Annotated in this window: 14 protein-coding genes; 7 read left to right on the top strand and 7 right to left on the bottom strand. The window is 69.5% G+C overall.

The features are described from left to right. Positions 1 to 54 precede the first annotated feature (54 nt). The 3 genes from ACSUZC_RS17640 (at position 55) to ACSUZC_RS17630 (ending at position 14961) form a co-directional block, all read left to right on the top strand. Positions 55 to 13977, top strand: coding sequence for an amino acid adenylation domain-containing protein (locus ACSUZC_RS17640; RefSeq protein WP_439029774.1), 13923 nt, complete (start codon positions 55 to 57; stop codon positions 13975 to 13977). Between the two features lie 139 nt (positions 13978 to 14116). Further along, complete coding sequence (locus ACSUZC_RS17635; RefSeq protein ID WP_238421307.1) at positions 14117 to 14344, top strand: MbtH family protein; 228 nt, start codon at positions 14117 to 14119, stop codon at positions 14342 to 14344. Between the two features lie 302 nt (positions 14345 to 14646). Beyond that, positions 14647 to 14961 carry a hypothetical protein gene (locus ACSUZC_RS17630; protein ID WP_439029773.1) on the top strand — a complete coding sequence of 105 codons (315 nt, stop codon included), beginning with the start codon at positions 14647 to 14649 and terminating at the stop codon, positions 14959 to 14961. 132 nt (positions 14962 to 15093) lie between these two features. On the opposite strand, the gene ACSUZC_RS17625 is transcribed toward ACSUZC_RS17630, so the two are convergent. Further along, complete coding sequence (locus ACSUZC_RS17625) at positions 15094 to 15708, bottom strand: DUF4190 domain-containing protein (RefSeq protein ID WP_439029772.1); 615 nt, start codon at positions 15706 to 15708, stop codon at positions 15094 to 15096. Between the two features lie 98 nt (positions 15709 to 15806). Next, the gene (locus ACSUZC_RS17620; RefSeq protein WP_439029771.1) at positions 15807 to 16334 is read right to left on the bottom strand and encodes a DUF4878 domain-containing protein; all 528 of its coding nucleotides are present in this window, start codon (positions 16332 to 16334) and stop codon (positions 15807 to 15809) included. A 137-nt stretch (positions 16335 to 16471) separates the two neighbouring features. Here ACSUZC_RS17620 and ACSUZC_RS17615 point away from each other — a divergent pair, with 137 nt between their 5' ends. Together ACSUZC_RS17615 and ACSUZC_RS17610 are read left to right on the top strand one after the other, a co-directional pair. After that, positions 16472 to 17587, top strand: coding sequence for an LLM class flavin-dependent oxidoreductase (locus ACSUZC_RS17615; protein WP_439029770.1), 1116 nt, complete (start codon positions 16472 to 16474; stop codon positions 17585 to 17587). Further along, entirely contained in the window at positions 17584 to 18246 is a 663-nt protein-coding gene (locus tag ACSUZC_RS17610) for a CE1759 family FMN reductase (protein ID WP_439029769.1), read from the top strand. The genes ACSUZC_RS17615 and ACSUZC_RS17610 overlap by 4 nt, the downstream gene beginning before the upstream one ends. Before the next feature lie 58 nt (positions 18247 to 18304). Here ACSUZC_RS17610 and ACSUZC_RS17605 read toward each other — a convergent pair whose 3' ends face one another. Further along, positions 18305 to 19312, bottom strand: a complete 1008-nt coding sequence (locus ACSUZC_RS17605; RefSeq protein ID WP_439029768.1) for a pirin family protein — start codon at positions 19310 to 19312, stop codon at positions 18305 to 18307. 52 nt (positions 19313 to 19364) lie between these two features. Then, on the bottom strand, positions 19365 to 20123 hold the full coding sequence (locus tag ACSUZC_RS17600; protein WP_439029767.1) for an acetoacetate decarboxylase family protein: 759 nt from the start codon (positions 20121 to 20123) through the stop codon (positions 19365 to 19367). A 359-nt stretch (positions 20124 to 20482) separates the two neighbouring features. On the opposite strand from ACSUZC_RS17600, the gene ACSUZC_RS17595 reads away from it, so the two are divergent. Continuing rightward, positions 20483 to 21199 (top strand): LuxR C-terminal-related transcriptional regulator, encoded by a 717-nt coding sequence (locus ACSUZC_RS17595; protein WP_439029766.1) that lies wholly within the window; start codon positions 20483 to 20485, stop codon positions 21197 to 21199. A gap of 265 nt (positions 21200 to 21464) precedes the next feature. Further along, positions 21465 to 21794 carry a response regulator transcription factor gene (locus ACSUZC_RS17590; protein ID WP_439033164.1) on the top strand — a complete coding sequence of 110 codons (330 nt, stop codon included), beginning with the start codon at positions 21465 to 21467 and terminating at the stop codon, positions 21792 to 21794. 54 nt (positions 21795 to 21848) lie between these two features. Here ACSUZC_RS17590 and ACSUZC_RS17585 read toward each other — a convergent pair whose 3' ends face one another. The 3 genes from ACSUZC_RS17585 to sigK all read right to left on the bottom strand — a co-directional run bounded on the left by ACSUZC_RS17585 (position 21849) and on the right by sigK (position 24678). Next, a complete protein-coding gene (locus ACSUZC_RS17585; protein ID WP_439033163.1) occupies positions 21849 to 22838 on the bottom strand; it encodes an alpha/beta hydrolase in 990 nt (329 codons plus the stop codon). A 267-nt stretch (positions 22839 to 23105) separates the two neighbouring features. Continuing rightward, positions 23106 to 24062, bottom strand: a complete 957-nt coding sequence (locus tag ACSUZC_RS17580; RefSeq protein ID WP_439029765.1) for an anti-sigma factor — start codon at positions 24060 to 24062, stop codon at positions 23106 to 23108. A 7-nt stretch (positions 24063 to 24069) separates the two neighbouring features. Further along, positions 24070 to 24678 (bottom strand): ECF RNA polymerase sigma factor SigK, encoded by a 609-nt coding sequence (gene sigK / locus ACSUZC_RS17575; RefSeq protein ID WP_439029764.1) that lies wholly within the window; start codon positions 24676 to 24678, stop codon positions 24070 to 24072. Between the last annotated feature and the right edge of the window lie 13 nt (positions 24679 to 24691).

Raw genomic sequence — 24691 nt, 5'->3', positions numbered from 1 at the left:
AACGGGGAACAGAGCACGAGACGGTAGGCGACGAAGCGAGATGGAGGCCCAACGGTGACCGATGTGGTTCATGTGGCGACGATGTCCGATGTGCCGGCCATCGTGTTCGGTCCGCGTCGGGTCGGCTACGCCGAGTTCGGTGCCCGCGTCAACTCGCTCGCCCGGTACCTCATCTCGCTCGGTGTCGGACCCGACGTCGCCGTCGGCGTCGCCATCCCGCGTTCGGTCGAGCTGCTCGTCGCCATCCACGGCATCGTCGCCGCCGGCGGACACTACGTCCCGCTCGACATCGACGCACCTGTGGAACGCACGCGGTACATGCTCGAGACCGCGGGTGCGCGACTCGTCCTCGTCGCCGCGGGTTCCCCGACCGCCCTGCCCGAGGGGCCGACCGTCGTGGTCATCGACACCGACGCCGAGATCGACCTCACGACGCCCGCCGTCACCGACGCCGAACGACTCACGCCGCTGCACCCCGACGACGCCGCCTACACCCTGTTCACCTCCGGGTCGACCGGACGTCCCAAGGGAGTCACGGTCTCGCACCGCGCGATCGTGAACCGGCTCGAATGGATGCGGGACTGGTATTCGATCAAGGACTCCGATGTCTTCGTACAGAAGACGCCGATCACTTTCGACGTGTCCGTCTGGGAACTGTTCCTGCCCTTCGCCGTGGGCGCGACACTCGTGGTCGCCGAACCCGATCGGCACGGCGACCCGCGGTACATCGCGGACCTGATCGCGGCCGAGCGGGTGTCGGTCATCCACTTCGTGCCGTCGATGCTGTCGGTGTTCCTCGACGTCCTGGGTGACCGTGTCGCCGAACTGTCGTCGTTGCGGCTGACGTTCACCTCGGGCGAGGCGCTGACGGCCACGGTCGCGCAGGCACTGGTCGCCGCGCTGCCCGACGCCGAACTGCACAACCTCTACGGACCGACCGAGGCGGCCGTGGACGTGACCGCGCACCAGGTGCGCGCGGGGGAGTCGTCGGTACCGATCGGTGTGCCGGTCCCCAGCACCACCACCTTCGTCCTCGACTCGCGCCTGCAGCTCGTGCCCTCGGGGGTGCCGGGGGAGCTGTACCTCGGCGGCGTCCAGCTCGCGCGTGGTTACGCGTCACGGGCCGGCCTGACCGCCGAACGATTCATCGCCAATCCGTTCTCCACCGACCCGCCCGGGGACGCCGGATTCGGCGACCCCGGCGAGCGGCTCTACCGGACCGGTGACCTGGTCCGCTGGAACGCCAAGGGGCAGCTGGAGTATCTGGGCCGCACCGACTTCCAGGTCAAGCTCCGCGGCCAGCGTCTCGAGCTCGGCGAGGTCGAATCCGTCCTGATGTCGGCCCCGGGGGTGTTGCACGCCGCCGCGTCGGTCGCGACGGTCTCCGGTCAGTCGCATCTCGTCGCGTACGTCTCACCGGAGTCCGTCGACCTCGACGCCGTCAAATCGGTGGTGGCGCAGGCCTTGCCCGCCTACATGCGGCCCAGCGTGTGGATGACGCTCGACCGCCTGCCGCTCAACTCGGCAGGCAAGGTCGCCCGCCGTCAGCTCCCGACACCGGAACTCACGGTCGAGGAGTTCGCGGCACCCGAGTCCGATGTGGAGACGTCCATCGCGGCGGTCGTGGCCGACGTGCTCGGCGCCGACCGGGTGAGCGTGACGCAGTCGTTCTTCGATCTCGGTGGCAACTCGCTGTCGGCGGCGCGGGTGGCGGCCCGGGTGGCCGACCTGCTCGACGTCGACGTGTCCGTCGGCGACCTGTTCGACGCGCCGTCGGTGCGCGAGCTCGCCGCGCTGGTGTCCGGACGCGGACGCAGTGTCCCGCGGGTGACCGCGATGCCCCGACCCGACCGGCTCCCGCTGTCCACCGCGCAGAGCCGCATGTGGTTCATCAACCAGTTCGACACCACCTCGCCGGCCTACAACATCCCGATGGCACTGCGGCTCACCGGCGCACTGGATCTCGCGGCACTGCAGGCCGCGGTCGGCGACGTCGTCGCCGCCCACGAGATCCTGCGGACCACCTACCCCAGCGACGAGCAGGGACCGGTCCAGCTCATCACCGACCCGGAGACCGCACGCGCACGGCTGGACTGGCAGGTCGTGGAGTCCGAGCGCGATCTGTTCGAGTCGGCGACAACCGGATTCGACGTGGCCGCGGAATTCCCGCTGCGTGGCCGGGTCCTCCGTCGCGGGGACGACGCGGTCGACGTGGTGCTCACCGTGCACCACATCGCCTTCGACGGTGAGTCGACGCCGGTGTTCGTCCGCGATCTCCTCGCCTCGTACCTGCATCGCACCGCAGGCGGGCCGGCGGTCTCCGCGCCGGCCGTCCAGTACGCGGATTTCGCGCTCTGGCAACGGGAGTACCTGGGTGCGGCCGACGATCCGGGTGCGCCGATGGGCCGCCAGCTCGATCACTGGCGCCACGTGCTCGCCGACCTGCCCGCCGTGACCGATCTGCCGATGGACCGGCCGCGCCCGGCGGTTCTGAACACCGCGGCCGCCGTCGAGTCGGTGACCGTGGACGACGCCCTCGCCGCCGCTCTCGAGCGGTTGGCACGCGACCACGACGTCACCCTGTTCATGGTCCTGCATGCGGCGCTGGCCGTCACCGTGGCCAGACTCGCCTCCACCCAAGACGTGGTGATCGGCACGCCGGTCGCGGGTCGCCCCGACGCAGCCCTGCACGACCTCGTCGGCATGTTCGTCAACACCCTCGTCCTGCGTACCGAGGTCGACCCGGCGTCGTCGATGAACGACCTCGTCGCCGCCGTGCGCGCAGCCGATCTGGATGCCTTCGCGCACGCCGACGTGCAATTCGACGATCTCATCGAGGAATTGGCGCCCGAACGGTCCACGGCCTACCCGCCGCTCGTGCAGATCGCCTACACGCTGGTGTCCGCGGCCGGGCGGCCCGAGGAGATCGACCGCGTCGAGATGTCGGGGCTGAGCGCCGAACCGCTCGGCGTGGCAGATCCGATCGCCAAGTTCGACCTCACCGTCTCGGTCACCGAACGCACCCCCTCGTCGCCGATGCGCGCCGACTTCCTCTACGCCACTTCGTTGTTCGACGCCGCGACCGTGCGCCGGTTCACCGATGTCTGGCTGCAGGTGATCGCGTCGATGGCCACCGATCCCGCACTGCCGGTCGGCGACATCGACATCGTCGGCATCGATGCGACCGCGCTGAGCGCCCCCAGCCGCAACTCCGTCGGCGAGACCGATCCCGCCGCCGACGGCGGGATCAGTGTGCCGGTACCGCTTCCCGGCCTGCTCGCGCGCCGCGACCTCGACGCGGAGCGTCCCGCCCTCGTCAGCGACGGCGTCGAGATCTCCTACGCAGACTTCGAATCCCGGACCAATCGGCTGGCACGGCAACTGATCTCGCGCGGCGTGGGTGCCGGGGACGTGGTCGCCGTGGGTCTGGAACGATCCATCGGCTCGGTGGTGGCCGTCTTCGGCGTCATCAAGACGGGTGCGGCCTACGTGCCGATCGATCCCGCCTATCCGAGCGACCGCATCGCCTATATGGTCACCGATTCCGGTGTCCGACTGGGGATCACCGACGCCTCGACTCGTGATCGGCTGGGTGAGTCGGCGTGCGAGTGGCTCGACCTGGACGGCCTCGACGACCCGGCGACACCGGGCGCCCCGGTCGGTGACGACGAACGCCGCGCCCCGGTCCGGCTCGACGATCTCGCCTACCTCGTCTACACGTCGGGTTCCACCGGCCGTCCGAAAGCCGTCGGCGTCACCCACCGGGGTGTCGCGAACTTCGTGGACGCACTGGCAGAGGTGACCGGGACGCCCGCGCAGGCACCCGACACCCGCGTGCTGCACGTCGCGTCGCCGAGCTTCGACGCCTCCGTCCTGGAGATGATGTGGTCGATCGCCCTCGGGCACACCCTGGTCGTCGCGCCCGCCGCGGAGTACGCCGGCGACGCGCTCGGCCGAATCCTGGAGCGTGACAGGGTCACCGACACCCTGATCACCCCCACGGTCCTCGCCAGTGTCGACCCGCGCCGGGGCCGCTTCGTGCGCAACCTCGTCACCGGCGGCGAGGCCTGCCCACCCGAGCTGATCGCACGGTGGGCCACCCCGGACACCGGCCGGCGGATGTTCAACTTCTACGGCCCGTCGGAGGCCACCGTGTGGGCGACCACCGGGCGGTCCGAACCGAACCGGCCGGTGACCATCGGCCGCCCGGTGCGCGGGTTCGCGGCCTATGTGCTCGACGGTCGTCTGCACCCGGTGCCGCAGGGCGTCGTCGGTGAGCTCTACCTCGCGAGTCCGGATTCCCTGGCGCGCGGTTACCTCGGCCGGCCCGACCTCACCGCCGCGTCGTTCGTCGCCGACCCCTTCGCCCGCGAACCCGGCCGCCGCATGTACGCCACCGGCGACCTCGTGCGGGTCACCGCGGCGGGCGAGATCGAATTCGCCGGCCGTGCCGACCATCAGGTCAAGATCAACGGTCAGCGCGTGGAGCTCGGCGAGATCGAGACGGTACTCGGCGATCAGCCCGGCGTGGCGTCGGTCGTGGTCCTCGGCGTCGACGACGACTCCGGCCGGACCCGCCTCGTCGCCTACCTCGTCGGCGACGACACCGTCGCACCGGACGGCCTCGACGCCGACGCGGTCCTCGCAGGCGCGGCGGATCGCCTTGCCGGACACATGATCCCGCACCACGCCGTCGTCTTGCCCGAACTGCCCGTCACCCCGGGCGGAAAGCTCGATCGGCGTGCGTTGCCCGCACCCGAGTTCACCACCCCCGCCGATGGATACGTCGCACCCGCGACCATCGGCGAGGAGACGCTGGCGGCGATCATCGCCGGGCTCCTCGGCGTCGACGCCGTCTCGGTCACCGACTCGTTCTTCGCCCTCGGCGGGGACTCGATCATGTCCATCCAGCTCGCCTCCGCGGCCAAGGCCGCGGGATTGTCGTTGTCCCCGCGGGAGATCTTCGAACAGAAGACCGTTCGCGGAATGGCCCGGGTGGCCGCCGCGGGCGATGCCCGACCGCCGATGCTCGCCGAACCCGAGGGTGCCGCGACCGGTGATGTCGTGCTGCCGCCGATCGTGTCGTGGCTCGTCGAGGCGGCGCGGACCCCCGCCGATCTCGCCGACTTCAACCAGTCGATGGTCCTCACCGCCCCGGCCGGCCTCACCGCCGCGCATCTTGGCGAAGTGCTGGGTGCCGTCGTCGCCGCTCACCCCATGCTGACCGCCCAGCTGCAGATGAGCGACGGCGGCGTGAGCCTCACCACCGGGACACCGTTCGACGCCGACGCGTCGATCGCCACAACCTCGGTCGACTCGGCCGCGGGGACAACAGAGTTCGCCGCGGCGGTGACCGCCGCCCACACCGAGGCAGCGCGTCGTCTCGATCCCGCCGCCGGACGCCTCGTCGCCGCCACCATCGTCACCGATCCGGCCGGTGCCGGCCGCATCGTTCTCGTCCTCCATCACCTCGGCGTGGACGCCGTCTCCTGGCCGATCCTCGTCGAGGATCTGCTGACCGTCCACGCGCAGTTGTCCGCCGGACAACCGGTGGCAGTCCGCGCCGAGGAGACCTCTCAGCGCGCGTGGCAGGCGGCACTCGCCGGGCAGCTCGACGCGCGCGCCGGGGAGGCGCGTTACTGGCTGGACCGTTCGCCGGCCTCGACCACCGACTTCGGTGCCTCGCTCGACCCCGATCGTGACCGCTACGGCACCCTGTCTTCTCTCGTGCACCGCATCGACCCGGCGATCGCCGATCCGCTGACTACCGTTGTCCCCGAAGCGTTCTCGGCCTCGGTCGTCGACGTGTTGCTCGGTGCGCTCGCCCGGGCGGTCCGGTCGTGGCAGCGCGACCGAGCGATCGCCGACGAGGCACCGGTCACCGTCCTCACCGAGGGCCACGGCCGGTACGAGGAGGTGCTTCTCGACGGTGAGGACCCGCGTCGAGCGGACCTGTCTCGCACGGTGGGATGGTTCACCTCCCTCGCACCCCTCCTGGTCGATCCGGCCGACGACGCCGTGCACGCGGTCAAGGCGGCCAAGGAAGAACGTCTCGGCCTCCCGGGCCAGGGCATCGGATACGGCTTGCTGCGGTACGCGGGGGGCGAAGCCGGTCACGATGCCGCGCAGCTGCATTCGCGACCGCTGCCGTCGATCGCGTTCAACTACCTCGGTACACGCGGAGCCACGAGCGGTGCGGGTGAGGCGTCACCTGCCCAGTCGGATTCCACAGAGTCGCATTCCACAGGGTCGGATTCCACAGGGTCGAATCCCACACAGCCGGGTGCCGTGCCGCCCGAGGACATCTCGACGACCGCCGGGACGGCCTTCCTTCCGGCCCCCGATGCGCCGTTCCTGCCGGCCACGGTGTCACCGGGTGTTGCCGCGATGAGCGTCCTGACCATCAACGCCAGCGCCGGCGCCTCGCCGAGGGGTCGCGTGTTGTCGGCGAACCTGCAGTTCCCGGAGGCGATCCTGTCGCAGGCCGATGTCCGCGACATCGCGACGCGGTGGACCGACGAGCTGACCGGACTCGTGCGGATCGTCGCCGACGGCGCCGATGTGGGTCTGTCGCCGTCGGACGTACCCGGCGCCGACGTGACCCAGGCCGATCTCGACGCCGTGTCCGAGCGCTTTCCGGGCGCGAAGGTCTGGGCCTTGTCGCCGTTGCAGCGCGGGCTGTACTTCCAGTCGCAACTGGCCGGTGCCGACGAGGTCGATGTCTATGTGACGCAAGCGGTGCTGCACCTCGAGGGCGATGTCGACCTCGATCGTCTGCGCGGTGCCGTGGTGGCCTTGCTCGATCATCACCGCACCCTCAAGTCCGGCTTCGTACGTGTGCCGAGCGGAGGTGTCGTCACCGTCGTGCCGTCCACCGTCCCGCTGCGCTGGCGGGTCGTCGACGTCGCCGCGTCGACCGAGTCGCAGGTCCGGTCGCAGGTCGACGAGATCTCCGCGTCCGAGCGCACCGAACCGTTCGACCTGGCCGACCCGCCGCTGCTGCGGGCCGTGATCGTCCGGCACGCACAGGGTTCCAGTGTCGTCATCACCAATCACCACATCCTCTTCGACGGATGGTCGGGACCGCTGGTGCTGGCCGATCTGCTCGCGCTCTACGCAACCGGAAGTCCGTTCACCGGTCAGGGCGCCGCGCGGCGCACGGACTTCGCCGATTACCTCGCGCGCATCGCCGAGACCGACGTCGCAGCCGGACTCGCGGCGTGGGAACGGGTGCTTGCACCCGTGGACAGCCCGACCCTCGTGGCTCCCGGGCTCACCGGCACATCCGTCGACACCGATGCCGGGGACTCGGCGGCACAACACCTCCCGCGTGAGCATCGCTGGGTGCTCGACACCGATCTGGTCTCCGGCCTCGAACGCACGGCGCGACAGTCGGGGTCCACCGTGGCCACCGTGCTACAGCTGGCGTGGGCCGTACTGCTGTCGCGGCTCACCGACAACCGGGTGGTGACGTTCGGCGAGACGGTGTCCGGCCGTCCCGCCGGTCTCGACGGCATCGAGTCGATGGTGGGGCTGTTCATCAACACGTTGCCCGCCGTCGTGGACGTGGACCCGGACGCCACGATCGCCGAGGTCCTCGGCCGGTTGCAGGCCGACAAGACGGCGGTCCTCGACCATCAGCACATCGGTCTGCCCGAGATCCTCACGCACGTCGGCCGTCCCGCGCTGTTCGACACACTGACCGTCCACGAGTCGTACCCGGTCGACAACGACTCGCTGGCCGGCGGGGCCGCCAACGCCGCTGTGGGACTGGCGATCCGCGATGTCGAGGTGTCCGACGCGACCCACTACCCGCTCAATCTCGCGACCTCGCCGAGCGCCGCGGGTATCGCGGTACGCCTGACGTACCTGCCCGACGCCTTCGACGACGCCGAGATCGCGGTCTTCGCGCGCTCCCTCATCCGCATCCTGCAGACCATCGCCGAGGACGCGCAGGCTCGTATCGCCGACATCCCGGCGATGTCCGGACACGACGAGTCCCTGCTCGACACGTGGTCGTCCGGCCCGGACCTCGCACTCACCGGGACACACGTCGCGGATCTGCTCCTCGAACGCGTCGCGGCATCGCCGTCGGACGTCGCCGTGGTGACGGCGTCGGAGTCGCTCACCTACGACGAACTGGGCAGGCGGGTCGGAGTTCTCGCCCGCAGGCTCGTCCAGCTGGGAGTGGGGCCCGAGGTCGCCGTCGGCGTCTGCATGCCGCGTTCGGTGGAGATGATCGTCGCCGTCCACGCGGTGCTGGTCGCCGGCGGCCAGTTCGTCCCGATGGACCCGCAGGCGCCCGCCGACCGCATCGACTACCTCGCCCGCACCGCCGAGGTCGCCGCGGTACTGGTCGCGGACGGAGACCGGCCCGCGGGGATTGACGCTCTCGACACCGGAGTGCACGTCGAGGCCGTCGGGACCGGGCCCGCCGAGATCGAGGTCGCGCCGTTCGCCCCGTCCGAACGTCGAGCACCGGTCGCCGGGGACAACCCCGCGTACACGATCTTCACGTCGGGTTCGACCGGCCGCCCCAAGGGGGTCACCGTCGGACACACCACCTTGCGCTCGCATCTCGAACACGACCGCGCCGATTATCAATTCGGCCCCGACGACGTGTTCCTCCAGGTCCTCGAGCTGACCTTCGACCCGTCGGTCGGCGAGATCCTGCGGCCACTGCTGTCGGGCGGACGGCTCGTCGTCATGGCCCCCGGCGAACACCGGGATCCGGCCGCGGTATTGCGCTATCTCGCCGACTTCGGCGTGACCTCGGCGACCCTGGTTCCGTCGATGCTCGCGGTGCTCATCGAGGTCGCCGATCCCGTTCGGCTGCAGCAGCTCTCGCGCCTGCGGTTCCTCCACACCGGTGGCGAGGCGTTGCCGGGGAGCGTTGCCCGGGCGGTCCGTGAACGGATCCCGCACGCACCCATCAGCAACCAGTACGGGCCCACCGAGGCGACCATCTACGCCACGGTGGCACGGGTCGGCGGGGACGAGGTCTCCATCGGACGGCCCGTGGCCAACACCACGGCGCTGGTCCTCGACCATCGCCTGCGTCCGGTGGCCCCGGGGTTCACCGGAGAGCTCTACCTGGGCGGACTCCAGTTGGCCCGCGGCTACACCTCCCGTCCCGCGTTGACCGCGGAACGGTTCGTCCCCAACCCCTACGGTGCACCGGGCAGCCGGCTGTACCGGACCGGCGACCTCGTCCGTTGGCGATCCGACGGAGAACTGCAATACGAGGGCCGCACCGACTTCCAGGTGAAGCTGCGCGGTCAGCGGATCGAGCTGGGCGAGATCGAGTCGGCGCTGACCTCGGCCCCCGCGGTGGTCCATGCGGCGGCGGCGGTCGTCGAGACACCCGCCGGCCAGCAACTGGTCGCCTACCTCGCCCCGGCGAGCGTCGATCTCGACGCCGTCAAACATGCCGTGGCGCAAGCCCTGCCGGAGTTCATGCGGCCCGGCATGTGGGTGCTGCTCGACGAGATGCCGCTCAGCAGCGCCGGAAAGATCGTGCGCCAGGAGCTTCCCGCCCCGAGTGTCGACGCGGCGGCCGTGGTCCCGGTGGTCGGTGGACGCGAGACCGCCGTGGCCGCGGTCTTCGCCGAACTGCTGTCGATGTCGCCGGAGAACGTCGGCGCCACGACGAACTTCTTCGACATCGGCGGAAACTCGTTGTCGGCCATGCGGGCTGCCGCCCGTGTCGGCGACGCGCTCGGCGTCGAGGTGACGGTTCGTGACGTCTTCGAGGCTCCGACGCCCCGCTTGCTCGCCGAGCGTCTGGGCGGGCGCGGCGGCGGACTGGCACCCGTGGTCGCCGTGCGTCCTCGCCCGGATCGCATCCCGCTGTCCTACGCGCAGCAGCGGATGTGGTTCATCAACCGCTTCGACCCGTCCCTCGCGGCGTACAACATCCCCGCGGTGCTGCGTCTGCGTGGCGACCTCGACCCCGATGCGCTGGGCGCCGCGATCGCCGACGTCGTCGCACGGCACGAGGTCCTGCGGACGACGTACCCGGAGATCGACGGGGAGCCGGTGCAGCTCATCGCCGGTGTCGAGGACATCCCGTCGACTCTCGACCACGAGTACGCGACCGCCGGTCCGGACGACTGGGGCCGGGTCGTGCTCGCCGCGGTCACCACCGGCTTCGACCTCTCGGTCGACTGGCCGGTCCGGACCCGGCTGCTGGAGATCGGCGGCGACGACCCCGGCTCGCGGGAGTTCGTGCTGGCGGTCGTCCTTCATCATGTGGCCTCCGACGGTGAGTCGCTCGCGCCCCTGGTCGCCGACCTCACCACCGCCTACCTGGCACGCGCCGCCGGTGACGAGCCGCGGTTCGAGCCGCTCGCGGTGCAGTACGCCGACTTCGCGATCTGGCAGCGCCGGGTTCTCGGCGATGTCGACGACGCGACGTCGGCGATCGGCGGACAGCTCGCCTACTGGACCGCGCAGCTGGCCGGGATGCCGGACCTGCTGGAGCTGCCGACCGACCGGCCCCGGCCGCCGGTGGCGTCGCAGCGCGGAGCGCGGGTGTCGTTCACGATCCCCGCCGAGATCACCCGACGGATCGACACCGTCGCGGACGATCACGGCGTCACCCCGTTCATGGTCATGCACGCCGCGTTGGCGGTGCTGCTCTCCGATCTGGCGGGCACCGACGACGTGGCCATCGGCACCCCCGTCGCCGGCCGCGGCGCCGAAGTGCTCGACCCGCTCGTCGGGATGTTCGTCAACACGCTGGTGCTCCGGACCGCACACGCACCGCGCGACACGTTCGCCGATGTCCTCCGCCGCGTCCGCACGGTCGATCTCGATGCGTTCGCCCATGCCGACGTGCCGTTCGAGACGCTCGTCGACCGTCTCAACCCGACCCGGTCGGAGGCCTTCGCGCCGCTGACCCAGGTCTGGCTGACCCTCGACCAGAACGCGGTCCCCGAACTCGCGGGTGCGCATCTCGGTGCGGATCTCGGTGGCGTCTCGGTGACCCCGCTCGATGCCGGCGAGGTACCGGCGAAGGTCGATCTGTTGTTCTCGGTGTCCCGGTCGGAGGCCGGACGCCCGTGGTCGGCGGCACTGCAGTACGCCACCGATCTCTTCGGCGAATCCACCGCGACCGGGTTCACCGCGCGACTCGTCGGCCTGCTCGACGCGCTCACCGCGCACCCCGCCGAGCCGGTGGCCGCGACGTCCATCCTCCTCGAGGGTGAGGCGGAGCGTCTACTGCCGGTGCACACCGGCGAGGCCGCCGAGCCGGTGCTGCTCAGCGAGCTCTTCAGCGCGGCGGGTACGCGATTCCGTCGCCGCACCGCCGTGGTCGACGCGACCGGTGCGACCCTGTCCTACTCCGCGCTCCACGCGCGATCCAACCGGCTCGCGCGCTGGTTGATCGCACGCGGGGTCGGCGTGGAGACCCTGGTCGCCCTTGCGATCCCGAGATCGGTGGACCTCCTGGTCGCGATCTGGGCGGTCGCCAAGACCGGCGGCGGATACGTGCCGATCGATCCGGACTATCCCGCCGAACGAGTCGCGACGATGGTCGAGGATTCGGGCGCCCGGCTCGGACTGTCGGTCACCGCGGTCGGCGAACTGCCCGACGAGGGCTTCGACTGGATACGGCTCGACGACCCCGAGATCGCGGACGGGGTGGATCGCACGCCGGACACCGAGGTCGAGCCGACGGAACTGTCGGGCCCGGTACGGATCGACAACATCGCCTACGTGATCTACACGTCGGGGTCCACCGGCCGGCCCAAGGGCGTCGCCGTGTCCCACTCGGGCCTGCGCAACTTCGCGTTGGCCAAGTCCCGGGCTCTCGAGACCGAGGACGGCGTGGTGGTCCTGGGATTCGCGTCACCGAGCTTCGACGCGTCCGTGCTCGAATACCTCCTCGCGACCGTCAACGGCGGCACCCTGGTCTACCGGCCCGCGACGGCGGTCGGTGGCGAGGCGCTGCAGGACTTCATCCGTCAGCACGAGATCGCGACGACCTTCCTGACGCCGTCCGTGCTCTCGACCCTGGATCCGTCGAGCCTCCCGAGCCTGCAGGCGGTCTCGGTGGGCGGCGAGGCGGTTCCGCAGTCGGTGATGGACGCCTGGTCGCCGTACACCAGAATCCACAACGGATACGGCCCCACGGAGACGACGATCATGGTCGCGGTGGGTGAGCGCGCCGTGCCGGGCGACCCGGTCCGTCTGGGCGGTCCGCTGCCCGGTGTCGAGTTCCTCGTTCTCGACGCGCACCTGCGGCCGGTTCCGGTCGGCGTCGCAGGCGAGCTCTACGTTCTCGGGCCCGCGCTCTCCCGGGGATACCTCGACAAACCGGAGCTGACCGCGTCCCGGTTCGTCGCGAGTCCGTACGCGGGCGCCGGGCGACGGATGTACCGCACGGGCGACGTCGTGCGCTGGCGCGAGAGCGCGTCGGGCATCCTCACCCTGGAGTACTCGGGCCGCAGCGACGATCAGGTCAAACTGCGCGGACTGCGCATCGAACTGGGCGAGATCGAGGCGGTGCTGCGCTCGGCTCCCGGTGTACGTTCCGCGGTCGTGCTCGGTGTCGGGAGTTCGGGGGAGCCGACTTCGGCGCCGTCGTCGCTCGCCGCGTACGTGACCGGCGACGGGATCGCCGTGGACGAGGTCCGCGGGCTGCTCACCCGCCGGCTCCCGGCACACATGGTCCCGGCATCGATCACGGTGGTCGACGAGTTCCCGCTGACGCCGGTCGGCAAGCTGGACCGCGCGGCGCTGCCCCGTCCCGAGATCGTCTCCGAGGAGTTCGTCGAGCCGGCCACCCCGGTCGAGCAGGCCATCGCCGACGCCTACGCGGAGATCCTCGGTGTGGAGCGGGCCGGAGCCCTCGACAGCTTCTTCGACCTGGGCGGCAATTCACTGTCGGCCACGCGGGTGGCGGCCCTGCTCCGTGATCGCAACGGCTTCGACATCGAACTCGGGTGGTTGTTCAACGACCCCACGGTCCGTGGCCTCGCACGCCACGTGGCGGAGGGAAACGACGTCAGCAGCGACGTGGTGATCACCCTGCGCGGGGAGGGGAACCGTCCGCCGCTGTTCTGCGTGCACCCGGCAGGTGGACTCGCCTGGTTCTACGGCGGCCTCGCACCGCATCTGCGAGACCGGCCGATCTTCGGCCTGCAGGACCCGCACGTGGTCACCGGGGAGCCGAGCGTCACCGATGCCCGCGAGCTCGCCCGGCGGTACGTCGAGGAGATCCGTCGGGTCCAGCCGCACGGTCCTTATCATCTGCTCGGCTGGTCGGTGGGTGGCGTGATCGCTCACGCCATGGCCACGCACCTGGTCGAACTCGGTGAGAGCGTCGCGTACCTGGGCATCATGGATTCGCGGCCGGAGGACGAACCGGTCGTCGTCGGACACGAGGGACAGCGCAGCGGCCCCACCGCGCCCGAGTCCACCGCCTCGGAATCCGGCACGGCGACCCCGGAAGCAGCCGAGACGGCCGCACCCGTCGAGCCGAACGCGTCCACGGTCGTCGACGTGCTCGGCGGATGGCGCGATCTGTTCGATCTCGGTGACGACGTCAAGGCGTCCACGGGTGAGGAGGTCACCGCGATCATCCGTGAGCAGATCTCGGGAATGGGTCTGCTCGCCGAGGATCAGGTGGAGCGGATCATGGACAGCTTCGAGTCGTCGACCCAGGTCGTGCTGGACTATCGGCCCGACGTCTACGCCGGGGACATCCACGTGTTCACCGCCACCGAGGACAAGGACGATCCGGCTGCGCTGGCAGCGGCATGGCGTCCGTTCGTCACCGGTGCCATCGACAACGTCGACGTCGCGACCCACCACCTCGGAATGGCGAACGCGGACGCGCTCGCCGTGGTCGGGCCCGCGCTCGACGCGCAGCTGTCGCGAGTCGACGAGCCGAGCCGCGCCGCGGACGCCCACGGACCGTCTCGAGGAGGTGGATCGCAGCCGCTGACCGGCGAGGATGTCCCGGAATGAGGGGCGTCGCGTGACATGATCGACAAGACAACAGCTAGGTTCTGACCAGAGCAGTGAACCCGGGCGCTCGCCGAGACGGCCCGGCACGACAAGAGCAGGTGGGTGACCCAGTCGCCGCGCCGACGGAGAAAGGACGCACATGACGAATCCATTCGACGACGAGGACGGCCGCTTCTACGTACTCGTCAACGACGAGAACCAGCACTCGCTGTGGCCGACGTTCGCCGACATCCCGGCCGGCTGGACGAAGGTCTTCGGCGAGGACAGCCGGGCGGCGTGCCTGGAGTACGTCGAACAGAACTGGACCGACCTCCGACCGAAGAGCCTCATCGAGGCCATGGAAGCGGACAAGAAGACCGACGCCTGAGCTGTCCCTTCGCGGACGGATTCGGGCGACACGCACGGATTGCCTCGAATGTCGGGAGAGTTGCGCATGGGTAACAGGTCAAGAACCGGCCATCTGAGCCCCTGTCGCAACGACAGTCACAGCCGTAACATGAAAGTGCGCATTGTTACGAGAAATGTTGTGGAATATCCCACACATGTTGAACCGGTGTTCTGATACTCGTATGGGGTAGGGCACACTGGGTTGAAGGATCGTAGAGGGCCAGCGTCAGGGGAGGCGAGGGTACTGCGGTCGACGCTTCACGGGCGGGAAGGCAGTAAACCATGGACCAGCTACTGGACGACATCCAGACCCGAGGGGCGATCACGCCTCATCTGACCGCAGTTCGGCTGGGCGATGAGGCACTCACCTACGGTGAACTCGCCGATCGCGTCGAAGACTACGGAACCGTGCTCTCCGAGTTCGGAATGTCAGACTCCTCGGCGTTCTACGCCGCGCTCATGCACTGCATGCCGTCGCTCGCGGACATCGACCCCGTCGACGCCCGCCTGCAGGTGCTCGGAGAAATCCACGCCTGGCTCGGCCGGGAACGCGGCGAGGTCGCCTCCGCTCGCCCGCGCCTGCGCGCCGTCAGCTGACAGGTCCGATCGCCCGACCCGGCACGCCGGGATCGGGGCCTTCGGCTCGACTGCTGCACCCACCCACAACGAGACCCGCCATCGGCGGGTCTCGTTGTCTTTGTCGGTAGTGGCCTCGGCGCGACGCCGCTTCTACAAGCCGGCGAGCAGGAGTACGAGGAAGAGGATCGGACCGCCCACGATCATGCTGCCCGTCCCGGCGACGATCCCGGTGATGGCGCGACCCGTCCCCTTGCGGTCCGCGGGCGCGGAGCGCACCTGTCGGATCGCGACGGCGCCCGACACCACGGCGACCAGGCCGAGTATCGCGCCCAGGCCCAGCGCGAGCGTCAGGGGGATCGAGATCAGGCCGGTGGTCAGCGCGAGTGACGCCGCAGGCGTCACCGTCCGCCGCATGGCGGGTCGAGACAGGTACGCGGCGGGTCGGGGTAGAGGGGCGGCCGGAACGATCCGGCCGGCATTCTGCAGATCCCAGAAGTCGCCGACGGGCGGCAACGCGCCGTGGACGCGCGCGGGGGCCCGGGCCTCGAGCCGGGTGCCGTTGTGCACCGGACTGCTCACGGGTGACCGAGGCGGAGTCGTTCGGACCGGGGGCTCGTCGGGCAGCCCGGCTTCGAGGACCGCTGTACGGCGGCGGCCGGGAGGTTCGGGCAGTGCGGTGTCGTCGAGATCGTTGACGAGCGGCCAGCGCTCGTGTCGTTCGGTCACCGGCGGCGCGAACGGATGAGTCGGATTCTCGGTACGCACGTACACCTCCTCGCCGTTCGGCTCCGGGGTCGGGCCGCACCCGTTCGAGTGTAGGCGAGGAGGTGTATGAGGCCGGGCGTGTCGGCCCGGAGCGGGCGTCAGCCGCGCTGGCCGCCCATGCTGATCAGCTGGTTGATCGCATCGCCGCTGAGCTTCCAGTCGCCGTCGACCTTGACGAAGGCGAGCTGGATGTCGACCGGAGCAGGAGCGTGCGGGCTCTTCACCGCGACGGTTGCGGTGGCCTTGTCGTCGCCGTTCTCGGTGACCTCGGTGACCGAGAAGGCCTCCGGTGTGTACCCCGCGGCGGTCGCGCCCTTGGCGAACGCGATCGCGGCCGGCTGGGTGGCCGGGTTGCTCAGGTCGACGACCTCACCGATCTCACCGGCCGGGGTGTCGGGGTCGATGGCCTTGCGCAGGGTCTCCTGTGCGTCGTCCTTGCTCAGTCCGGTGACCTCGTCGACGGCATCACTTGCTGCGGTCTCGGCCTCGCTGACGGCGGTCTCCACGGCGGTGGACACCGCGCTGGTGGCCTCGTCGACGGTGTCGGTGGACTCCGAGCAACCGGTGGCGACGAACAGCGCGGCCCCGGCGAGGGTGATGGCGGCGACGGACTTCCGGATCTTCATGCAACTCTCCTCGAAGCGGTGGTTATCCCGGCACTTCCCAGTGGGGAATGTGAGCCAACACTAACTCACCGCGCGGCGGAATTAATCGGACCGCGGTCCGGTTAGAGTGGATGAGACCACGACAAGGGAGGCGCGACATGCAGTTCGGAATCTTCAGCGTCAGCGACATCACCGTCGACCCGACCACCGGGAAAGAGCCGACGGAGCACGAGCGGATCAAGGCGATCGTCGAGATCGCCAAGAAGGCCGAGGACATCGGGCTCGACGTGTTCGCCATCGGCGAGCACCACAACGAGCCGTTCTTCTCGTCGTCGCCGACCACGACCCTCGCCTACATCGCGGCGCAGACCGAACGCCTGCAGCTCAGTACGGCAACCACCCTGATCACCACCAACGACCCGGTGAAGATCGCCGAGGACTTCGCCATGCTGCAGCATCTCGCGGACGGTCGAGTCGACCTGATGCTCGGACGCGGCAACACCGGTCCGGTGTACCCCTGGTTCGGGCAGGACATCCGGCAGGGCATCCCGCTGGCCATCGAGAACTATCACCTGCTCCACCGGTTGTGGACCGAACACGTCGTGGACTGGGAGGGACAGTTCCGCACCCCGCTGACGTCCTTCACCTCGACCCCGCGCCCGCTCGACGGTGTCGCACCGTTCGTCTGGCACGGTTCGATCCGCAGTCCCGAGATCGCCGAGCAGGCGGCCTACTACGGTGACGGGTTCTTCGCCAACAACATCTTCTGGCCCAACGAGCATTTCCAGCGGCTGATCGGCTTCTACCGGGAGCGCTACGAGCACTACGGCCACGGCAAGGCGCATCAGGCCATCGTGGGGCTCGGCGGACAGTTCTTCATCCGCCCGAAGTCGCAGGATGCGGTGCGCGAGTTCCGCCCCTACTTCGACAACGCGCCGGTCTACGGGCACGGGCCGTCGCTGGAGGAATTCACCTCGCAGACGCCGCTCACGGTCGGTAGTCCCGCCGAGTTCGTGGACAAGACCCTCGGGTTCCGCGAGACCTACGGCGACTACCAGCGCCAGCTGTTCCTCGTCGACCATGCGGGCCTGCCGCTCAAGACCGTGCTCGAGCAGCTCGATCTGCTCGGCGAGGTCCTGCCGGATCTGCGGGCCGGCTTCGCCGAGGGGCGTCCGGCCGACGTCCCCGACGCGCCCACGCACTCCTCGCTCGTCGCCGCCCGCGACGCGGCAGACGACGGTGTGGCGAAGGAGAATGTGGAGGTGTCGTCATGACGACCCGGATCGTCGCGGTGAACGCGGGCCTGTCCGAGCCGTCGTCGACCCGCCTGCTGATCGATCGCATGGTCGCGGCGGTCACCGAACGATTCGACGGCCCGATCGACATACAGGTCATCGATCTGCGTGACGTGGCGGCCGAACTGGGTCAGGCGATGACCGTGGGCTTCGCCACCGGCCGGGCACGGACCGCCCTCGACGAGGTGGAGGGCGCGGACGCGCTCATCGTGGCGACGCCGGTGTTCAACGCCTCCTACAGCGGGCTGTTCAAGATGTTCTTCGATCTCGTCGACATCGACGCCATGACCGGCAAGCCCGTGCTCATCGGTGCCACCGGCGGAAGCCCCCGACACTCGATGGTGCTCGACCACGCGTTGCGGCCGTTGTTCGCCTACCTGCGTGCCGTCGTTCTTCCGACCGGTGTGTACGCCGCGTCGGCCGACTGGGCCGGTGCCGGGGGTGACACCACCACGTTGCATGATCGGTTCGGCCGTGCCGCAGGCGAACTCGTGTCCCTGCTCACGCCGCGAAGCGCGCCGGTGAGTGCCGGCGCTGACCGCCGCGCGCACGACGGCCCGACCGCGGTGTCGGCGCGGCAGCAGTCGGTCGAGGCCGCCGGGATCGCCAACTTCGCGAAGTTGCTCGGCACGACGTGACCGGCGCGCCCGTCGACGGGCGCAGGTGAACGCCGACGCGCCTGAGAGGCAACGCCTCTCAGGCGCGTCCTGGCGTGTTGACCCGAGACCGCAGTCGCGAGTGCGGCAGTGGCGGCGCCGGCAGGTGCTGGATTTCGCCGACATAACCCTCGACCTGTCCGAACCGTTCGCTGTGGGCCTCCCATTCGGCCCGGGAGGCGACGATGTCATCGTGGCTGCGCCCGATGAAGTTCCACCACATCACGATGTCTTCGTCCAGGGGCGCACCGCCGAGGAAGATCACCCGCGCCGGTTGGTCGGCGACGTTGGTGAGGGTGATCCGCCGGGCCCCGAGTCCGATGTAGCCCAGTTCGGTTCGCGCGAGCGGCGCGGCTTCGGTGCCGCCGACCGCGATGATCCCGGAGTCGACGAGGATGCCGTGCTCGTGTGCCGGGTCGACGTCGATGTCGATCGAGGCGCCCGGTTCGAAGTCGAGCTGGGCCCCGGTGAGCGGCGTGAAGGTGTGCACCGGTGAACGTGTACCGAGCAATTCGCCGAGGAAGACCCGAGCGGTGACGCCATCGATGTCGAGTGCGTCCGGGCGGTGATGCGCGAAGTCACGTGAGGTGCCGGCGTCGGCGGCCGGAAGTGCGACCCACAGCTGGACGCCGTGCAGTGTCGTGGTCTCGGGGGTCGACACCTCGGTGTGGGCGATGCCGTGCCCGGCCGTCATCAGGTTGATCTCGCCGGGTCGGACCATCGCGTGATTGCCCATCGTGTCCCGGTGTTCGATCTCTCCGGTGAACAACCAGCTGACCGTCGCCAGCCCGGTGTGGGGGTGCGGCGGTACATCCATGCCGCCACTGCGGGCGACGTCGTCGGGTCCGTAGTGGTCGATGAAGCACCACGCCCCGATGAGTGATCGTGCCCGCTGCGGCAGCGTCCGGTGCACGGTCATCGCGCGGGGTCCGCCCAGGGGCACGTCGCGCGCGGTGAGGACCTCCATGCGGAGGTGTCCCGATCCGGTGGCCACACCGGCGTCGCCGCGGCACTCCACCTCGGCGGGGTCGGTTTCGAGATTGCTCATGGACCCATTGTCCGCGGCCGGTTGCGTCGCGGCCACCCGCACCCGCGTGTCGTCAGACCAGCGTCGGGTCCTCGAAGCGCATCGTGATCCGATCGACCGAACTCGACATCAGCGCGCGCCGGCCGAGGCGCAGCGAGCGGAGTTCGTCGGCGATGGGGTGGTCGCCGAGCGTGAGGTTCGCGCCGCCGATCCTCGTGCGGGTCCCGGTGGTGGAGGTGAGACGCCACGGTGTCATCCGGGTGGTCCCGTCGAGCTGCGAGTACGCGTGCAGGACGGTGTCGGCGGTGGAGTCGGGGACCGCGATGCCGGGTTTGACCCGTAGGTCGGCGATGAGGGTGCCGTCGGCCTCGAGGCGCCCGTGCTTGGTGGCCGAGTCGTGATCGACGTCGAAGTCGGCCAGGGTCTTCGGGAATCCCCAGATCCCGCGCCCGGCGGCCAAGGTGAAGTCGCCGTCGACGGGGAGCCGGTGGACGAGGGCACGGGCATCGCCTTTGAGCAGCGAGCGCAACGCCCGGAGGGGTGACGCCGGGGGAGTCGACGGATCCTCGACCAGAAAGCACACCCCGAACTCGTTGTACGGTCCGAGATCGCCGTCGACATAGTCGACGAAGACGAGCATGCACATGGTGCGCCCGGGCCGGATGCGCAGAGGGCGCAGCGTTCCGGGACGCCCGCCGGACTCGGCGTCGACGGCGCGGGCGACCGCGGCCGCATCGGCGGTGAACCCGGCGACGAAGCACCGTGCGTGCCGAATCTCGACGGGCATGGTCACCGTGGTCCCGAGGACGTCGTGGGTCGATGGTGCGCTCAACGTGGGCTCCTTCGCAGGATGGTCTCCGGTCGCGAACCGGTCTCGGACCGTCGCCGGAACGACATTTCTAGAACATGTTCTAGTCTTGCATGGAGGTGCGGTTCATGACCACGGGTGTCGGTGTCCCCAAACATGTGGACACAGGCGGTGTCAGTTTGAGACAGATCGCCGCAGGTCGGGCTCTTGGGGCCGCTGACGACCACGAACTCGACTACGGTTCGCCGGGTACGCACCTCCGCACGGCTGTGTAATTGCTGAGAACCGCAGGTGATGCCGAGCAGGGGAGCGAACGGCGTGGGCGAGCGCCGCCCGGCACGGGTGGGTGTGCTGTCGACGACCAGATCGAGGGGGTGGACGTCATGACGGGTGATTCCCCGTTGGGCGATGCGCACCTCATCCGCGTGGGCATGGTCGACGACCACCGCTCGCCGATCTGGGGAATCGAGCGAGTGCTCGACCCGGTCGCCGACATCGCCCTGGTCTGCTCGGCCGCCACGGTCGCCGGGGTGCTCGGCAGCAGGGTCCCACTCGATGTGGTCCTGCTCGACCTCCGCCTCGACGACGGCACCACGCCCCGGGAGAACGTCAACGCGCTGTCGGCGGCCGGTGTGGCGACCGTCGTCTACACCTCCGGCGAGCATCCGGCGCTGCTGCGCTCGGCCGCCCGGGCCGGCGCGCTAGGCGTGGTGCTGAAGTCCGCCGACGAATCGATCATCATCGACGCCATCCGTGCCGCCGCGCAGGGGCGAGTGGTGCTGACCACCGAGTGGGCCGCCGCGATCGACGGCGATCCCGAGCTCGCGGCGGTGGACCTCTCTCCTCAGCTGCAGAAGGTGTTGGCGCTGTACGCATCCGGGGAGACGTCGGCGAGAGTGGGGGCGGCTCTGGGCGTGTCCGCGGAGACGGTGAACGAGTATCTCAAGCGGATCCGCCAGAAATATGCGGACGCGGGCAGGCCCACCAGGACCAAGGTGGACCTGTTCAAACGCGCGGTGGAGGACGGCTGGTTGCCGGTCCCGCAGCGCAGGGCGGCGTCGACGGCGACGCTCGGTGATGTTCTGCGGCGGCGACGGTGAGCAGAATCCGTGGCGCCGACGACGTTTCCGTGTGGGCTTCCGCACGGGAACGACGAGCAGGGGGATCGGTGGGGGAATCGACAGAGGGGTTCTTCGAGGCTCGGAGGAGTCCCCAATTCTGGGTCTACCGACCGGTAGTCGGCCGACCTACCTTGGGAACAACGATGATGACGCGTGAAGCGTGCGGCGTCGGGGACGTGAGCAATGCGCCGATCAAAAAGGGGATGGACCAGTGACGGTCACTTCAGATTTTTTCCGGACCACCGTGCCATCGGGAGCGCGAGGCGCTGAATCCGCAGACATTGACGCTTCGAAAACTGTTGCCCGGCTGGCGGATTACCGGGTAACCGGTGAGCGTCCGGCCATCGTGCGGCCGAGCCTGTCCGACCGTGAGGTCGAGGTTCTCCTCGCCTGGCTGGCCGCCGACTCGAAAGAGGATGCGGCCGCCCGCCTGTTCATCTCGGCGTCGACGGTCAGCACCCACCTCGCCCGGATCCGGGCGAAGTACACCGCGGTCGGCCGTGGGGCTCCGACGAAGACGCATCTGTTCGCGCGGGCGCTGCAGGACGGCTACACCGGTCTCGACTCCTGGTGATCGTCGGACCCGAGCAACATCCTCGGGTCCGGATCGGTCCGCCCCGACCGGGCCTCAGCGCAGATCGCGTGCGATGAGGGGCCACGTGCGGTAGAGGTCGTCCTGCCAATAACCCCACGAGTGGGTGCCGGTGGGCCGGAGCGCGACGTGCACCGGCAGGTTCATCGAGCGCATGCGCTGCACCATCTGCCTGGTGCAGATGTCGATGGCGACCTCGATGCCGCCGCCCACGATCGCCTGGTTGGCGAGGGTGAACGGGTCGCCTTCGATGCTGGGGTCGGTCAGTTGTTCGTGGACTCCCGGAGCGCCCGTGCCGGTCGTCATGTAGACCTTGCTGCCGCGCAGCTTCGCGGCGTTCAGGTAGGGGTCGTTGGCGCGCCACCCGGGACCGTTCAGCGGTCCCCACATGTTCTCCATGTTCGCCTGACCCCGATCCTCGACCACCAGGCGGATGTACTGCTGGCCGGCCGGGTCGCTGGTGCGGGCGCAGCCGCTGAAGGCGGCGACCGAACGGTAGAGGCCCGGAGCCGCGATGGCCAGGTTCAGCACCGACGTACCCGCCATCGAGATCCCGGCGATCGCGTTGACCCCGGTGGTGTCGAAGGTGCTGTCGATGAGCGGTGGGAGTTCTCGGGTGAGGAACGTCTGCCACTTGTTGCGGCCGAGCACCGGGTCGTCGCGCTGCCAGTCGGTGTAGTACGAGTAGGCCCCGCCGATCGGGGTGACGACATAGGCGTGCTTCTCGGCGAAGTAGCGCTTGTAGGTGGTGCGTGCATCCCAGGTCGCGGAGTCCTCACCGCCACCCGCGCCGTTGAGGAGGTACAGGGTGGGTGCCGGACGTGAACGGTCGCGCGGGGTGAGAACCGTGACCGCGACGGTGCGGCGCATTGAACCCGAGTAGACGAGCAGGGTGACCTGCTGCGGATCGTCGTCGAAGGTGTCGACGATGCGGGAGCCGCCTTCCGCCTGCCGTGGGGCGGGCGCTGCGGTTGCCGGGGCCACCGGCACCACCACGAGACCGGCGATCACCGCTGCGAGCGCCAACAGTCGGAGCACGACCGTCGGGCGCGACCGGCGTCGGACATCTCTCGTGTTCGACCGGCTGTTCCTCGTCACACCACACCCACCGTTCTCCGCACTGCAACTGGTGCACCGCCGGCTGATACCGCTGATCGGTCCCCAACTGCTGGTCCCCCTAGCTGCTGGTCCCTCAGTGTAGGGATCGTCACAGGCCGGCGGATCGATACAGCTGTCCCCCGACGGATCGAATCTCGCGTCGGCTCTCGCGTGGAAATCGCGAGGGCCGGCGCGTCAGAGGGCGACCTGGGCCAGGATCGGCGTCGTCGGCTGAGGGGAGCCGCCGGCGGGTTCGATCGTCACGGCCAACACGCTGGAACCATCCACGTTGTCGACCACCACCGGAGCGGTGTCGTCGCCCGGGATGAGGCCTGCGGACACGGGTTGCTCGGCAGCTCCGACGAGCCAGAGCTGGTAGGTGCTCTCGGACGGAATGGGCTTGCGGAGATCCCGGAGCAGCGCGATCGCCTGATCGGCCGACTTCGAGGTGACGACCGAGATCGTGCCGCGGTCCCCGGCGAGCGGCTCGACGGACACCGTCGCGTCCGCGGCGGTGAGCACGCCGAGGACCTGGCGCTGAGAGTCGCTCAGCGCGGTGGTGGTCGTCGACGACTCGGGAGCGGTCGTGCGGCCGATGAGCACGCCCGCGCCGAGCGCGACGGCCACCGTGACCGCGGCGGCAGCCAGGATCGCGGTCGCCCGGGCCGGGCGCGGCGCCGGATCGCCCGATCTGTGCTGCCCCCGGCTGTGCTGCCCCAGGCGCCGGCCCAGCGACCGGCGGGCGACGGTACCCGAGTTGTTCGGGCGGTGTTCTCCGTGCTCGTGTGTACCGAGGTCACCCGTGCCGGTTTGGGACGGCGCCGACCCGGGTACGTCGGCATCTGTGATGAATGTCGAGTCGTCCCGGGGATCGATGCCGACCGAGGCCCCCTCGAAGACGTGACTGAGGACCCGATGCCGTAGGTCGGTGGGCGCATCGAGCGCATAGGTGGTGGCGAATCCGGCCATCGCGGCCTGGATGTCGGCGATGCACGTTTCGTACACCGCGCGTTTCTCGGGTGGCAGGGCGGCGAGCTCCTGCTCCACACGGGTGGATTCTTCGGGGGTCAGCGCTCCGACGGCATGGAGTTCGACGTGTTCGTCGAGCCAGTCGGATTCCCGGTCCCCGGACGCCGCATCGGGTGTCGTCATGGCGAGATCAGGCATCCTCCTGCGTTCCCAGGCACGTCTTCAGCCGGCGCAGTCCGTCTCGGATCCGAGACTTGATGGTTGGCAACGGGGTGTCGGTCTTCCTCGCGACCTCCGGATAGGTCAAGCCGCCGAAATACGACATCTCGATGCAACTCCGTTGCAGGTCCGTGAGCGCGCCGAGACATGTTCGTAGCGTACGCGCCTCGTCCGCGTGAACAACCACCTCCAACGGAATGTTGCGCGGCGTTTCCACGGTGCGCGCCCCATAGTCCGACATGCGGTTCTGTTGCAGTTGCTCGGTCCGGACCCGGTCCACGGCGCGCCGATGCGCGATGGTCATCATCCAGGTGATGACCGAGCCACGCGAGGGGTGGTAGTCGCCGGCCTTCTGCCAGTACTGCAGGTAGGCCTCCTGCACGATCTCCTCGGCGTACTGCCGGTCGCGCACGACCCGGAAGGCGAGTCCGTAGATCCGTGAACTCGTCAGGTCGTACAGGTGCGTGAACGCGGCTCGGTCCCCCAGCGATGCGGATGAGAGTAGATCCCGCAACAACCGTGCTTCCCCCCCGCGTCCGTGGTGCGCGTCGGCGGTCGCGCTGCCATCGTCCGGTGTCACAATCCCACGGTAA

Source organism: Gordonia terrae, assembly GCF_051789125.1.
Lineage (GTDB): Bacteria > Actinomycetota > Actinomycetes > Mycobacteriales > Mycobacteriaceae > Gordonia > Gordonia terrae_A.
Note: the sequence above shows the minus strand (reverse complement) of the source record. Positions and strands in the feature narration are given on the sequence as shown.

Bases quoted from the DNA above. Each gene is read 5' to 3' on its own strand.
- ACSUZC_RS17615 (WP_439029770.1), top strand. From the start codon at position 16,472: ATGCAGTTCGGAATCTTCAGCGTCAGCGACATCACCGTCGACCCGACC.
- ACSUZC_RS17630 (WP_439029773.1), top strand. From the start codon at position 14,647: ATGGACCAGCTACTGGACGACATCCAGACCCGAGGGGCGATCACGCCT.
- ACSUZC_RS17580 (WP_439029765.1), bottom strand. From the start codon at position 24,062: ATGACGACACCCGATGCGGCGTCCGGGGACCGGGAATCCGACTGGCTC.
- ACSUZC_RS17595 (WP_439029766.1), top strand. From the start codon at position 20,483: ATGACGGGTGATTCCCCGTTGGGCGATGCGCACCTCATCCGCGTGGGC.
- ACSUZC_RS17610 (WP_439029769.1), top strand. From the start codon at position 17,584: ATGACGACCCGGATCGTCGCGGTGAACGCGGGCCTGTCCGAGCCGTCG.
- ACSUZC_RS17605 (WP_439029768.1), bottom strand. From the start codon at position 19,312: ATGAGCAATCTCGAAACCGACCCCGCCGAGGTGGAGTGCCGCGGCGAC.
- ACSUZC_RS17620 (WP_439029771.1), bottom strand. From the start codon at position 16,334: ATGAAGATCCGGAAGTCCGTCGCCGCCATCACCCTCGCCGGGGCCGCG.
- ACSUZC_RS17635 (WP_238421307.1), top strand. From the start codon at position 14,117: ATGACGAATCCATTCGACGACGAGGACGGCCGCTTCTACGTACTCGTC.